We start from the raw sequence: 13,122 nt of genomic DNA, 5'->3' as shown, positions 1-13,122 counted from the left end.
GGCCTGTCCTCTCTGCGGAGAGAGGACAGGCCCTCGGCCTCTGGGTTGGTGCCGCGCGCTCCGTGTGTCAGGGCGCCACAGGTACGTAGGGCGCCAGCTCGGCAGCCAGTTCCTCGTGCACCAGTGCCTTGAGCAGGGTGCCCTCCGGGGTGTGCTCCTCGGAGATCACTTCGCCGTCGGAGTGCGCGCGGGCCACGAGCTGTCCGTGCGTGTACGGCACGAGCACCTCCAGCGCCACCTGCGGCCTGGGCAGCTGTTCATCGATCAGCGCGAGCAGTTCGACGATGCCCTGACCCGAGCGGGCCGACACTGCGATGGCATGGCGCTCGATACGCAGCAGCCGCTGCAGAACCAGCGGGTCCGCCGCGTCCGCCTTGTTGACCACGACGATCTCCGGGACGTCAACGGCTCCGACCTCCCGGATCACCTCGCGTACGGCTGCGAGCTGCTCCTCCGGAGCGGGGTGCGATCCGTCCACGACATGCAGGATCAGATCGGACTCGCCAACCTCCTCCATGGTGGAGCGGAATGCCTCGACCAGGTGGTGCGGCAGATGCCGGACGAAGCCGACGGTGTCCGCGAGGGTGTAGAGCCGTCCGCTCGGTGTCTCGGCCTTGCGCACGGTCGGGTCGAGGGTGGCGAACAGGGCGTTCTCCACCAGCACCCCCGCGCCCGTCAGCCTGTTCAGCAGCGAGGACTTGCCCGCGTTGGTGTAGCCGGCGATGGCGACCGACGGCACCTTGTGGCGCTTGCGCTCCTGGCGCTTGATGTCGCGCCCGGTCTTCATCTCCGCGATCTCCCGGCGCATCTTCGCCATCTTCTCGCGGATCCGGCGCCGGTCCGTCTCGATCTTGGTCTCACCGGGACCACGGGTGGCCATACCGCCCCCGCCCCCCGCACCGGCGCCGCCCATCTGCCGGGAGAGCGACTGGCCCCAGCCGCGCAGCCTCGGCAGCATGTACTGCATCTGCGCGAGCGCGACCTGTGCCTTGCCCTCCCGGGACTTGGCGTGCTGGGCGAAGATGTCGAGGATCAGCGCCGTACGGTCCACGACCTTGACCTTGACGACGTCTTCCAGGTGGATCAGCTGGCCCGGGCTGAGTTCACCGTCGCAGACCACGGTGTCGGCGCCTGTCTCCAGTACGACGTCCCGCAGCTCCTGCGCCTTGCCCGAGCCGATATAGGTGGCCGGGTCCGGCTTGTCGCGGCGCTGCACCACACCGTCGAGCACCAGCGCGCCCGCCGTCTCGGCGAGAGCCGCCAGCTCCGCGAGGGAGTTCTCCGCGTCCTGTGCGGTGCCCGAGGTCCAGACACCGACCAGCACCACCCGCTCCAGGCGCAGCTGCCGGTACTCGACCTCGGTGACGTCTTCGAGCTCGGTGGAGAGGCCTGCCACTCGCCGGAGCGCCGCACGCTCCGAGCGGTCGTACTGATCGCCGTCCCGCTCACCGTCGACCGAGTGGCTCCAGGCGACGTCCTCTTCCATCAGGGCATCGGCCCGAAGGCTCTCGTGGAAGCTCTGGGCTTCGTGCTCGTGCGCTTCATGCTCGTGCGCGTCCTGGGAAGTGGAAGAAGAGGAGGTCATTGGATCCTTACGTCGAGGCGGTAGAGAGTTCCGTTCGTCAGGCACAACGCGTAGCGGCCGCCGATGATTCCCTGAGGCCCACCGGCTCCGGCAGCGCCGTCGACGCGTCGATAGTGACACGGTGCGCTCACCGCCGTCACCCGGGTTTCAATTCTTGTGCGCCTTCGCCGGCCGGGCGCTCCGCCAGTCGGGGTGGCCGGGCATCGGCGGGGTCTTCTTTCCGTACAGCCAGCCCCGGAAGAACCCCGAGAGGTCCCTCCCGGCGACCCGTGAGGCCAGCGCGGTGAAGTCGGCGCTGGTGGCCGACGCGTCGCGGTAGCGGCTGACCCAGCCGCGCTCCACCGCCGAGAAGGCGGCGGCCCCGATCTCCTGGCGCAGTGCGTAGAGCACGAGCGCGCTGCCGTCGTAGACGACCGGCCGGAAGATGCTGATCTTCTGCCCGCTGACGGGGGGCCTGGGGGCGGCCGGGGCTCCGTCGCTCGCCCGCCAGCCGTCGGAGCTGCGGTAGGCGTCACGCATCCGGGTCTCCAGGGGTTTCCCGCCGTGTTCGGCCGCGTAGAGCGCCTCGTACCAGGTGGCGTGGCCCTCGTTCAGCCAGAGATCGGACCAGCGGTGCGGTGAGACGCTGTCGCCGAACCACTGGTGGGCGAGTTCATGGACCATGACCGAGTCGATGTACCACTCGGGGAAGGAACCCCCGGTGAAGAGCCGCCGTTCGAAGAGGGACAGGGTCTGGGTCTCCAGCTCGAAGCCGGTGTCCGTGTCGGCGATCAGGACACCGTACGTCTCGAACGGGAAGGGTCCGGCCTTCGACTCCATCCAGGCCAGCTGGGCGGGTGTCTTCCGCAGCCAGGGCTCCAGCTTCTTCCGGTCGGCCGCCGGTACGACGTCGCGGACCGGCAGCCCGTGCGGCCCGGTGCGGTGGATCACGGCCGAGTCGCCGATGGATACCTGCGCCAGTTCGGTGGCCATCGGGTGGCGGGTCCGGTAGGTCCAGGTGGTGCGGCCGGCGCGGGTCGTCCGGGGGCCGGGCGAGCCGTTGGCCACGACGGTCAGCTTCCGGGGTGCGGTGATCCGGAAGGTGAAGAGGGCCTTGTCGGACGGGTGGTCGTTGCAGGGGAAGACCCGGTGGGCGGCGTCCGCCTGGTTGGCCATGGCCAGCCCGTCGGGGGTCCTGATCCAGCCGCCGTCCGCCGCGCCCCGCGGGTCGCTGGTGTGGCGCACGGTGATCCGCAGCGGGCTTCCGGCGCGGACCGCCCGCCGCGGGGTCACCACCAGGTCCTCGTCGGCCGGGGCGAACCGGGCGGGCTCGCCGTTCACCTCCACCGAGTGCACGGTGCCGCGGGCGAAGTCGAGATTGATGCGGCGCAGTGACGCCGTGGTGCGGGCGTCGATCCTGGTCACGGCCTCCAGCGGCTTGGTGTTGCTTCCGGGGTAGCTGAGGCCGATGTCGTACGAGAGGACGTCGTACCCGGGGTTGCCCAGGTGCGGGAAGAGCGGATCACCGATGCCGAGGGGGCCGGGTGCGGGCAGGGTGGCGGCGATGGCGGCCGCCGATGCGGTAGCGAGCAGAACAGCTCGCAGGCGCCGGGAGATGAACAGCATGGACTACGGCTACCAGCCCCTGCCGTGCGCGCCCCGGCAGAGCGTCCCGGGCCACCCGAACGTGTGCTCAGCCGGTCCTGCGGTCAGGCTGTCGTGTCGGGCGGTCGTGCGGCCGGCCGGCCCTGCGGTCAGGCCGTGGCCGGGTGCTGGGCGCGGCTCACGTCGTAGACGCCCGGCACGTCCCGCATGGTGCGCATCAGCGCGGGCAGCCCGGCGGCGTCGGGGAGTTGCAGCGTGTAGGTGTGGCGTACGCGCTGCTCGGACGGCGGTTCGACGGTGGCCGAGACGACCGCGACACCGGCGGCGGCGATGGCCTCGGTGAGGTCGGCGAAGAGCTGCGGCCGCCCGAACGCCTCGGCGACCAGGGTGACCCTGCAGTCCCCCGCGGCGCCCCAGTTCACCTCGACGGGTGGCCGCCCGAGCGACAGCATCCGGCTCACCGACGGGCACCCTTCGCGGTGGACGGTGACGGCGCCGCCGCGCACCGTGAATCCGGTGACGGCGTCCGGCGGCACCGGTGTGCAGCAGCCGGCCAGCCGTACGGTCGCGTTCGGCACGCCCACGACGGCTCCGGCGGCGGCTCTGCGCATCGCACCGCCGGTCACCGATGCGCTCGGCCGGGGTGCCGCTGCCGGTACGGCCGCCCCTTCCGGATGGGCGTCGAGCCAGCCCGTGATCGCGATCCGCGCGCCCGGGGTGCGCACATGGCCGAGCCAGTCGGGCGAAGGCCCTGACGCGGTGTCCTCGGCGAGCAGCAGCTGGACGGTGTCGCCGTCGCTGAGCACCGTACTGAGTGTCGCCAGCCGCCCGTTGACCCGTGCGCCGATGCAGGAGTGCGCCTTCTCGCCGTGCTGCGCGTAGGCCGCGTCCACACAGCTGGCCCCCGCGGGCAGGCCGAGGGTGCCGCCGTCGGCGCGGAAGACAGTGATCTCCCGGTCCTGTGCGAGGTCGGCGCGGAGTGTGGACCAGAACGTGTCGGGGTCGGGCGCCGACTCCTGCCATTCGAGGAGCCTGGAGAGCCAGCCGGGACGGGTGGGGTCGACACGTCCGCGGTCCGTGGCACCGGCCGCCGCGCGGGCGATGGTGGCGGCGGAGTGCGGCCCGTCGAGCGGTACGTACGGGTTGCCGAGGGCGACGACCCCCGCCTCGGCGACCTTGTGCATCAGATGGGTACGGATGAGGACTTCGGCGACATCGCCGCCGGCGCCGGCGACGGCCGTGTGCAGCGACTGGTAGAGGTTGAACTTGGGTGAGGCGATGAAGTCCTTGAACTCGGAGATCACCGGTGTGAAGCAGGTGTGCAGCTCCCCCAGTACGCCGTAGCAGTCGGCGTCCTCGCCGACGAGCACCAGGAGCCGGCCGAAGTCGGTGGGACACAGCTCGCCGCGTTTCGTTCTGACGCGGTGGACCGAGACGAAGTGCCGGGGCCTGATGAGGACTTCAGCGGTGATCCCCGCATCCCTCAGGACCCTTCTGACGTCCTCGGCGATGGTGACGAGCGGGTCGGCTGCGGCGTCCTGGGCCGCGATGAGGGCACGGGTGATCTCGTACTCCGCCGGGTCGAGGATCGCGAAGACCAGATCCTCCAGCTCGGTCTTGAGCGCCTGCACACCGAGCCGTTCGGCCAGCGGGATCAGCACATCCCGGGTGACCCTGGCGATTCTCGCCTGTTTCTCGGGGCGCATCACACCGAGGGTGCGCATGTTGTGCAGCCGGTCGGCGAGTTTGATCGACATGACCCGGACGTCGTCACCGGTGGCCACGAGCATCTTGCGGAAGGTCTCGGGCTCGGCGGCGGCACCGTAGTCGACCTTCTCCAGTTTGGTCACGCCGTCGACCAGATAGCAGACCTCGTCGCCGAACCCCTCCCGTACCTGTTCGAGCGTCACCTCGGTGTCCTCGACCGTGTCGTGGAGGAGCGAGGCGGTCAACGTCGTGGTCTCGGCCCCCAGTTCGGCGAGGATCAGCGTCACCGCGAGCGGGTGCGTGATGTAGGGCTCGCCGCTCTTGCGGGTCTGACCGCGGTGGGACGTTTCAGCAAGGACGTACGCCCGCCGCAGGACGGCGAGATCGGCGTCGGGGAAGTGTGCGCGGTGGGCCTCGGCGACATGGCCGATGGCATCGGGCAGACCACTGCGCGAGGCGGGGCCGAACAGCGCGGCGCGGCCGAGTCTGCGCAGATCGATCCTGGCGCGACCGCGTCTGCGGACCGGGCTGTCCACCGGACGGGTCTCCGGGGACGCACCGTTGGGGCTGGCGGCCTCTGCACTCATGGCACCTCCGGCAGTGTCGACCGGCGGTGGACTGGCTGCGACGGGGCGGTCCGGGCCGGTGCTTGATGCTACCGAGCCCACCACGCGGTACCCGCCCCCTCCCGCCCAGCGTGAAACGGATCACCCATTCGAGCGAAGTCTAGGAGAGGGCCGTTTCCATGGCGGAGAGCGCCGTTTCGCGGAACGCGGCATCGATCGTGCCCTCGGCGACGATCACCGCGGGGCCCGTCATCTCGATCTCGCCGTCGGGCAGCTCGGTGATGACCAGACGCCCGCCGGGAAGGTCCACGGTGTACGTCACGGGCTCACCGGTGATGGCGGGGTCGATGCCGTCCCTGCGGGCCGCCGCGACGGCCACCGCGCAGGCGCCCGTACCGCAGGAGCGGGTCTCGCCCGAGCCGCGCTCGTGCACCCGCATGGCGACATGGCGTTCGCCCCGGTCCACGACGAACTCGACGTTGACACCGTCCGGGTAGACGGATGCCGGAGCGAACTCCGGTACGGAGAGCAGCGCTCCGGCGTCCGCGAGGTCGTCGACGAAGGCGACGGCGTGCGGATTGCCCATGTTCACGTTCAGCGCGGGCCAGGACCGGTCGCCGACCGTCACCCGCACCCCGTCCGGGGGCAGCACGGCCCGGCCCATGGAGACGGTGACGTCACCGTTCTTGGCCAGGTGGGCCCGCTTCACTCCGCCACGTGTCGCGATGGCCAGGTCACCGTCCTCCACCAGCCCGGCGCGCTGGAGGTGACGGGCGAAGACGCGGACGCCGTTCCCGCACATCTCGGCGGTGGAACCGTCGCCGTTGCGGTAGTCCATGAACCACTCCGCCGCACCCGCCATCCCCCGGGCCTCCGGGTGCGCGGCGGACCGCACGACATGCAGCAGACCGTCGCCGCCGATGCCCGCCCGGCGGTCGCAGAGCGCGGCGACGGCGGAGGCGGGCAGGTCGATGGCGTTGTCCGGGTCGGGGACGATCACGAAGTCGTTCTCGGTCCCGTGGCCCTTGAGGAAGTCGATCTGCGAGGTGGTCACCCTGCCATCGTACGAGGTGGGCGGCGGTACGGGCGGACGGGTGCGGCTCAGCGCAGCCGCGCCACGCGCCCCACGGCGAGCGCCACGACCACGCAGAAGGCGAGGACGTAGAGGGCTGCCATCCGCCAGTCCGGGCGCGCCCCGGAACCTCTGGCGGGCAGACCGGGCCAGGTGTAGCCGACGCGGCGGGCGGCCATCATGCCCCAGCCCGCGGCGCAGCAGCTGATCAGCAGCCCGAGCATGGCGACCACGGGCCCGCCGTCACCGAACTCGAAGGCGAGCGGGAACGCGAACATCAGCGATCCGACGGCGGCCAGCACCACGATCGGGGCGAGCTGCCAGATACGCAGTCGACGCTGCGGCCGCAGTTCTACCTCGACTTCGGGGGCCACTTCGGGGGCGTCGAGCGCGTCGGGCCCGTCGGGGCTGAGCCGCGGGGCGTCGTCGTGGTGTTCCGGGCCGCTGCCGCGCTCCGCGCCGCGTTCGCTGTCGCGAGGGCCGGCCTCCATCGCCACACGCCCTCCCCACTCGGACTCCACTGTCGATCGCAGATCGATGATGGCACGCCCCCAGGGCGCGAACTGCCGGGCTGAGCGTCCCGATGCCATCACGTGATCAGGCTGTGACCGCCCGTTCGACCAGGGTCAGCGCCTGCCCGGTGAGTTCCGTCCGGTCCGCGGCCGCGCCGCTCAGCCAGTGCACCCGCGGATCACGGCGGAACCAGGAGTCCTGGCGGCGCGCGAAGCGTTTCGTGGCGCGAACGGTCTCGGCCCGTGCCTCGTCCTCGGTGCACTCCCCGGCGAGCGCTGCCAGCACCTGCAGATAGCCGAGGGCGCGCGACGCGGTGCGGCCCTCGCGCAGCCCGCGTGCCTCCAGGGCGCGGACCTCGTCCACCAGTCCGGCCTCCCACATCCGGTCGACGCGCAGGGCGATGCGCTCGTCCAGCTCCGGGCGGGCGACGTCGACGCCGATCTGCACGGTGTCGTACACCGGGTCGGGGCCCGGCAGATTGGCCGTGAAGGGCTTTCCGGTGATCTCGATGACCTCCAGGGCCCGGACGATCCGGCGGCCGTTGCTGGGCAGGATCGCCACGGCGGCTTCCGGGTCGGCTGCGGCCAGCCGCTCGTGGAGGGCTCCGGGCCCGTGCCGCTCCAGCTCTTCCTCAAGCCGCGCCCGTACGCCGGGGTCGGTGCCGGGGAATTCCAGCGCGTCGATGGCCCCGCGCACGTAGAGCCCGGAGCCCCCCACCAGGACCGGCGTACGGCCTGCGGCGAGCAGCCGGTCGATCTCCGCGCGGGCGAGCCGCTGGTACTCGGCGACGCTGGCCGCCTCGGTCACGCTCCAGATGTCGAGGAGGTGGTGCGGAACGCCGCCGCGCTCCTCGGGCGCCAGCTTGGCGGTCCCGATGTCCATGCCTTCGTAGAGCTGCATGGAGTCGGCGTTGACCACCTCGCCGCCGAGGTGGCGGGCGATAGCGACACCCAGATCGGACTTTCCGGCCGCGGTGGGGCCGACGACGGCGATGACCCGCGCTGCGGGAGCTGCACTACTCACCGTCCCAGTCTCGCAAACCCGGGGGCCTGTCCCCGAATGAGTTACGTGACGGCCGGGTGCCGGGATTCGTTTCTTTTCCGAGGTTCCGGCCCACGGCTTTCGACCGGTGGCCCCGGTCGGCGCAATCAGGCGCTCCGGGCGGCGAGGAATTTCGCTCACACGAGTACGTTGAGGAGTGCATATGGGTATTTTTGCCGTGTTTCGCCGGAAGACGAAGGATGCCGTCGAAGAACCGGCCGTCGGCGCCCCGGCCGAAGCCCCGGAGCAGGAGACGGGCGGTGAGCCTGCCGAAGGGTCCGCCGAGGGGCAGGCCCCGGGGTCTGCCGCCGTGGAGCCGGTCGGCGAGTCCGGGACGGACGCGCCGGCCGGGGACGCCTCGGCCGGTCCCGCCGAGGCCGTGGAGATCCCGCGTCAGCAGTCTGCCGCCGCGGCCGCGGACAATGAAGCCGGAGAGGGCGTTCGCAAGTAGAACGCCCTCCTGGAGGGAAGTAGGTATGCCATGGGATTCCTGGACAATGTGAAAGCCAAGCTCGAACCGGCCAAGGACAAGGTCTCCGACCTCGCGCAGCAGCACGGGGACAAGATCGGGGAGGGTCTGGACAAGGCCGCTCACACCGTCGACGCCCGGACCAACGGCAAGTACACCGACAAGATCGAGACGGGTACCGGCAAGGCCAAGGAAGCCCTGGAGCGCCTCTCGCACAAGGACGACGGCAAGAACGACGGCGGTACGACCAAGCCACCCACCGCTTCCTGATCCGGCACGGCACGGCGGGCGGCCCTGGAGCACCTCGCTCCAGGGCCGCCCGCTGCTTTTCGGCCGCCGTCAGGACCAGGTGGCCACGAGGTACCCGACGCCGTACGGGGCGTCGTCGTAGAGCAGCCGGCCGCCCGGCTCCGTGCCCTCGGCCGCGCCCGCGAGTACCTGCCAGGGCGCACGGCCGGCGGCCTTCAGTTCGTACGCCAGCGGGGCGTCCAGCGCCTTCAGCGCGACCAGGTCCGCCGTGCCCAGTGCGCGGGCGGCGGCCGCGTCGAAGGCGGCGGCACGTTCGTCGAGGTAGCCCGGCGCCTTCAGCGTGCGGCAGGCGCTGCCGTCGCCCATGACCAGCAGCGCGACCCGGTCGGCGCGGGCCGAGAGCTCGCGTCCGGCCGCCAGACAGTGTTCCGGCTCCAGCGGTTCGCCCACGCCAAGGCCCTCGACCGGTGCGTCGGCCCACTCCGCGCGGCCCAGCAGCCAGGCGGCCACCGACAGGGACGGCGGGAGTTCCCGTCCGGCCTCGGTGACCGATGTCCCCAGCCGTACCCGGAGGTCCACGCCGAAACCGGCGAACGAGCCGGTGGCGCCCTCGGGGTGCGTCCCCCGGGCCCCGGCATCGGCAGGTCCCACGACGACCAGCAGACCGGGCCGGGCCGCCGCCAGCACCCCGACGGCGTCGAGGCAGGCGGCCCTGGCCGCGTCGAGTTCCGGCGCCGCCCCCGCGGCCACCTCGGGCACGAGCAGCGGCGGACAGGGACATACGGCGGCGGCTACGAGCATGATCCGCAGCCTAGTCCTGCCCGGTGCACGCAGAGACCGGCGGGCGACGGCGCCCGTCCATGGAGAACGGCCCAGTCGCCGCCACAGCCCCCGGGGCTGCCTAGTCGCAGCCGCAGCCTCCGGCCGCTGCGGGCTGCGGCGCCGGGGCGCCGATGCCCGGGAGCCCGAGCATCACACCGGCCGGTTTGGCGGCGGCCGCGGTGCTGCGCCTCTCCCAGGCGTCCCCGGAGCGGGTGCGCCGTACGGCGCCGACCGGGCCCTCCGCGAGCAGGTGGTGCGGCGCCGCGTAAGTGATCTCGACGGTCACCACATCGCCGGGGCGCACCTCGGTCTCCGGCTTGGTGAAGTGCACCAGCCTGCTGTCGGGTGCACGCCCGGAGAGCCGGTGGGTCGCGCCGTCCTTGCGGCCCTCGCCCTCGGCGACCATGACGTCGACCGTGCGGCCGACCTGCTTCTTGTTCTCCTCCCAGGAGATCTCCTCCTGGAGCGCCGAGAGCCGCATGTAGCGCTCCTGGACGACTTCCTTGGGGATCTGGCCGTCCATGGTCGCGGCGGGGGTTCCCGGACGCTTGGAGTACTGGAAGGTGAAGGCCTGCGCGAAGCGGGCCTCCCGGACCGCGTGCATCGTCTGCTGGAAGTCCTCCTCGGTCTCGCCGGGGAAGCCCACGATGATGTCGGTGGAGATCGCGGCGTGCGGGATCGCGGCCCGCACCTTGCCGATGATTCCGAGGAAACGCTCCTGCCGGTAGGAACGGCGCATCGCCTTGAGGACGGTGTCCGAACCCGACTGCATCGGCATGTGCAGCTGCGGCATGACGTTCGGCGTCTCGGCCATCGCCGCGATCACGTCGTCCGTGAAGTCCCGGGGATGCGGCGAGGTGAAGCGGACCCGCTCCAGCCCGTCGATCTTCCCGCAGGCCCTCAGCAGCTTGGAGAACGCCTCACGGTCGCCGATGTCCGAGCCGTAGGCGTTGACGTTCTGGCCGAGCAGCGTGATCTCCGATACGCCCTCGTCCACCAGCGCCTCGATCTCGGCGAGGATGTCGCCGGGCCTGCGGTCCTTCTCCTTGCCGCGCAGTGCGGGGACGATGCAGAAGGTGCAGGTGTTGTTGCAGCCGACGGAGATCGAGACCCATGCGGCGTACGCGCTCTCGCGCCGGGTCGGCAGCGTCGAGGGGAACGCCTCCAGCGACTCGGCGATCTCGACCTGGGCCTCGCCCTCGATACGGGAGCGTTCCAGGAGTACGGGCAGCTTGCCGATGTTGTGCGTGCCGAAGACGACGTCCACCCACGGGGCGCGGCGGACGATGGTGTCCCGGTCCTTCTGGGCCAGGCAGCCGCCGACGGCGATCTGCATACCGGGGCGCGTGGTCTTCATGGGGGCGAGCCTGCCGAGGTTGCCGTACAGCTTGTTGTCGGCGTTCTCGCGCACCGCGCAGGTGTTGAAGACGACGACATCGGCGTCCCCGTCGGCGCCCTCCGGCGCGCGGACGTATCCGGCGTCCTCCAGAAGCCCCGACAGCCGTTCGCTGTCGTGGACGTTCATCTGGCAGCCGTAGGTGCGGATCTCGTAACTTCGGTTCAGGGCGTCCTGCGCGGTCATGTCACCAGGGTAGGCGGTACGGGGCGGAGCTCCCGCCCCCGGCCGCGTGCCCGGTCCGCCGGGAGACCTCAGCGCCCGCCCGCGCTGTCGTCCACGTCGTACTGCAGGCGTTCCGCGACATCGACCACCCCGTCCACCCCGCGGCACAGCCGCACCGCGGCCGGGATCACGCTCCGCCGCTCGACCAGGCCGCTGAGCATGACATGGCCGTCGCTGACGTCCACCGTGATCGCGGAGGGTGAGAGGCCCAGGGTCCGCGTCAGGACGCCTTCGAGCACCTCCTCCTGGATGGCGCGGTCGCGGCGGAGGAAGACCTGGAGGAGATCGCTGCGGCTGATCACCCCGGCCAGCCTGCCGGTGTCGTCGACGACCGGCAGCCGTTTGACGCTCCGGGCCTGCATCAGCCAGCCCGCCTCGACGATCGTCCAGTCCGGGTGCGCGACCACCGCCGGGCTGGTCATCAGGCCTTCCGCCGTGGTCGCCTCGGTCTTGGAGCGGTGGTCGGCCGCCTGCCGGACGGCGGGCAGCAGTGCGGTCAGGCCCAGCTGCTTGCGGAGCAGATCCGCCTCGGAGACCACGCCCACCGGACGGTCGTCCTCGTCCACGACGGGAACGGCCGAAATACGGTGTTCGGTGAGCAGCCGGGCGATCTCCTTGAGGAACGTCCCCCGCTGCACCCGTACGACATTGGTCGACATCATCTGTCCGACGGTTCGGCTCGACGTCACTGCGGTCCTCCGGGGCGGGTCCAGCGGCAACCGGCTGCCTGCTGGTGATCAGGGATCAATGCGGGTGATCAAGGATCAATAGTGACAGCCATGAACCGGACTGAATAATTCCGGACGCAGAGCGGTCGCGGGGCGCGGCCCCGCTCCCCTGTTCGCCAGGGGCGTGAACTGGCAGGATCGCGCGCATGCCCAACGCCCTGTCCCGTATCAGCCGCCGCCGCGCCCTCCAGGGGACGGCGGCCGTCCTGGTGGTCTCGGGACTGCTGATGTGGTGGCTGCTGCCCTTCGGCTCGCCCTCGCCGCACGGGACGGTCACCTTCAGTACGGGGGTGCGGACCGGCGTCTACCAGCTCTACGGGAAGCTGCTGAAACCCACACTGGCCCATGACCTGCCCGGTGTGGACATTCACCTCCAGCCGAGCGAGGGCTCCCAGCAGAACCTCGCCAGGGTGGCGACCGGCCAGGCCGACTTCACCATCGCGACCGCCGACGCGATCGCGAAGTACCGCGAGGACGGCAAGCCGGGCGCGGACCGGCTGCGCGGCTGCGCGCGGCTGTACGACGACTATGTGCAGCTCGCCGTCGAGGACGGATCCACCATCAGGCGCGCCGCCGACCTGCGGCACAAGCGGGTCGCCGTGGGCCAGCCGGGATCCGGTGTGCGGCTGATAGCCGACCGGGTGCTGCGGGCCGCCGGGATCGATCCGGCCAAGGACATCACCGCCGTGCCCGCGGGGATCGACACCAGCCCCGCCCTGCTCAAGGCGGGCAGCATCGACGCGTTCTTCTGGTCCGGCGGCCTGCCGACCGACGCGGTACGGGATCTGGCGGCGCACCATCCGATCCGGCTGATACCTCTCGACGACCTGGTGACCCGGCTGCACGCGGCGGGCGGCACCACCCGCTACTACCGCTCGGCCGTCATGCCGGCCGACGCCTACCGTCAGGCCCGCAACGGTGCCGCGGTGCCCACGATCGCGGTTGCGAACGTCCTGGTCACCACCGACCGTGAGGACCCGAAGCTGACCGAGGGCTTCACCCGCAGCGTGATCCGCAGCCGGGACCGTATCGGACGGCAGGTGCACGCGGCGCAGCTGGTCGACGTACGGACCGCGATCTACACGGACCCGCTGAAGCTGGACGAGGGCGCCCGTCGCTACTACCGGTCGGTCAAGCCCTGACCCCGTACGGCGCCGCACACTGA

The 13,122-nt window shown here is 71.3% G+C and carries 12 protein-coding genes; 3 read left to right on the top strand and 9 right to left on the bottom strand.

Going from position 1 to position 13,122, the window contains the following annotated elements:
- Window positions 1-67 precede the first annotated feature (67 nt).
- From hflX to miaA, 6 genes are all read right to left on the bottom strand, one after another.
- Window positions 68-1,585 (bottom strand): GTPase HflX, encoded by a 1,518-nt coding sequence (gene hflX, locus ACWGKJ_RS32075; protein WP_385024709.1) that lies wholly within the window; start codon window positions 1,583-1,585, stop codon window positions 68-70.
- Window positions 1,586-1,732: 147 nt separating this feature from the next.
- Window positions 1,733-3,190: a M1 family metallopeptidase gene (locus ACWGKJ_RS32070; RefSeq protein WP_385024707.1), complete on the bottom strand. Its 1,458-nt coding sequence runs from the start codon at window positions 3,188-3,190 to the stop codon at window positions 1,733-1,735.
- Window positions 3,191-3,318: 128 nt separating this feature from the next.
- Window positions 3,319-5,463 (bottom strand): RelA/SpoT family protein, encoded by a 2,145-nt coding sequence (locus ACWGKJ_RS32065; RefSeq protein WP_385024705.1) that lies wholly within the window; start codon window positions 5,461-5,463, stop codon window positions 3,319-3,321.
- 139 nt (window positions 5,464-5,602) lie between these two features.
- Complete coding sequence (gene dapF, locus ACWGKJ_RS32060) at window positions 5,603-6,496, bottom strand: diaminopimelate epimerase (RefSeq protein ID WP_453315885.1); 894 nt, start codon at window positions 6,494-6,496, stop codon at window positions 5,603-5,605.
- A gap of 47 nt (window positions 6,497-6,543) precedes the next feature.
- On the bottom strand, window positions 6,544-7,005 hold the full coding sequence (locus tag ACWGKJ_RS32055; RefSeq protein ID WP_385024700.1) for a hypothetical protein: 462 nt from the start codon (window positions 7,003-7,005) through the stop codon (window positions 6,544-6,546).
- A 106-nt stretch (window positions 7,006-7,111) separates the two neighbouring features.
- Entirely contained in the window at window positions 7,112-8,050 is a 939-nt protein-coding gene (gene miaA, locus ACWGKJ_RS32050) for a tRNA (adenosine(37)-N6)-dimethylallyltransferase MiaA (protein WP_385024698.1), read from the bottom strand.
- Between the two features lie 181 nt (window positions 8,051-8,231).
- On the opposite strand from miaA, the gene ACWGKJ_RS32045 reads away from it, so the two are divergent.
- Window positions 8,232-8,519, top strand: coding sequence for a hypothetical protein (locus ACWGKJ_RS32045; RefSeq protein WP_453315884.1), 288 nt, complete (start codon window positions 8,232-8,234; stop codon window positions 8,517-8,519).
- Window positions 8,520-8,549: 30 nt separating this feature from the next.
- Window positions 8,550-8,807: an antitoxin gene (locus ACWGKJ_RS32040; RefSeq protein ID WP_385024696.1), complete on the top strand. Its 258-nt coding sequence runs from the start codon at window positions 8,550-8,552 to the stop codon at window positions 8,805-8,807.
- Between the two features lie 69 nt (window positions 8,808-8,876).
- On the opposite strand, the gene ACWGKJ_RS32035 is transcribed toward ACWGKJ_RS32040, so the two are convergent.
- The 3 genes from ACWGKJ_RS32035 to ACWGKJ_RS32025 form a co-directional block, all read right to left on the bottom strand.
- Window positions 8,877-9,587 carry a class III extradiol dioxygenase subunit B-like domain-containing protein gene (locus tag ACWGKJ_RS32035; protein WP_385024694.1) on the bottom strand — a complete coding sequence of 237 codons (711 nt, stop codon included), beginning with the start codon at window positions 9,585-9,587 and terminating at the stop codon, window positions 8,877-8,879.
- Between the two features lie 100 nt (window positions 9,588-9,687).
- Window positions 9,688-11,190: a tRNA (N6-isopentenyl adenosine(37)-C2)-methylthiotransferase MiaB gene (gene miaB / locus ACWGKJ_RS32030; RefSeq protein ID WP_385024692.1), complete on the bottom strand. Its 1,503-nt coding sequence runs from the start codon at window positions 11,188-11,190 to the stop codon at window positions 9,688-9,690.
- Between the two features lie 68 nt (window positions 11,191-11,258).
- The gene (locus ACWGKJ_RS32025; RefSeq protein ID WP_385024717.1) at window positions 11,259-11,891 is read right to left on the bottom strand and encodes a CBS domain-containing protein; all 633 of its coding nucleotides are present in this window, start codon (window positions 11,889-11,891) and stop codon (window positions 11,259-11,261) included.
- A 212-nt stretch (window positions 11,892-12,103) separates the two neighbouring features.
- Here ACWGKJ_RS32025 and ACWGKJ_RS32020 point away from each other — a divergent pair, with 212 nt between their 5' ends.
- Entirely contained in the window at window positions 12,104-13,099 is a 996-nt protein-coding gene (locus ACWGKJ_RS32020) for a TAXI family TRAP transporter solute-binding subunit (RefSeq protein ID WP_385024690.1), read from the top strand.
- Window positions 13,100-13,122 lie beyond the last annotated feature (23 nt).

The organism is Streptomyces sp. NPDC054757 (assembly GCF_053612185.1).
The sequence above is the reverse complement of the archived record's forward strand: the minus strand, read 5'-3'. Positions and strand labels throughout refer to the sequence as shown.

Bases quoted from the DNA above. Each gene is read 5' to 3' on its own strand.
- hflX (WP_385024709.1), bottom strand. From the start codon at position 1,585: ATGACCTCCTCTTCTTCCACTTCCCAGGACGCGCACGAGCATGAAGCG.
- ACWGKJ_RS32070 (WP_385024707.1), bottom strand. From the start codon at position 3,190: ATGCTGTTCATCTCCCGGCGCCTGCGAGCTGTTCTGCTCGCTACCGCA.
- ACWGKJ_RS32065 (WP_385024705.1), bottom strand. From the start codon at position 5,463: ATGAGTGCAGAGGCCGCCAGCCCCAACGGTGCGTCCCCGGAGACCCGT.
- ACWGKJ_RS32055 (WP_385024700.1), bottom strand. From the start codon at position 7,005: ATGGAGGCCGGCCCTCGCGACAGCGAACGCGGCGCGGAGCGCGGCAGC.
- ACWGKJ_RS32045 (WP_453315884.1), top strand. From the start codon at position 8,232: ATGGGTATTTTTGCCGTGTTTCGCCGGAAGACGAAGGATGCCGTCGAA.
- ACWGKJ_RS32040 (WP_385024696.1), top strand. From the start codon at position 8,550: ATGGGATTCCTGGACAATGTGAAAGCCAAGCTCGAACCGGCCAAGGAC.
- ACWGKJ_RS32035 (WP_385024694.1), bottom strand. From the start codon at position 9,587: ATGCTCGTAGCCGCCGCCGTATGTCCCTGTCCGCCGCTGCTCGTGCCC.
- miaB (WP_385024692.1), bottom strand. From the start codon at position 11,190: ATGACCGCGCAGGACGCCCTGAACCGAAGTTACGAGATCCGCACCTAC.
- ACWGKJ_RS32025 (WP_385024717.1), bottom strand. From the start codon at position 11,891: ATGATGTCGACCAATGTCGTACGGGTGCAGCGGGGGACGTTCCTCAAG.
- ACWGKJ_RS32020 (WP_385024690.1), top strand. From the start codon at position 12,104: ATGCCCAACGCCCTGTCCCGTATCAGCCGCCGCCGCGCCCTCCAGGGG.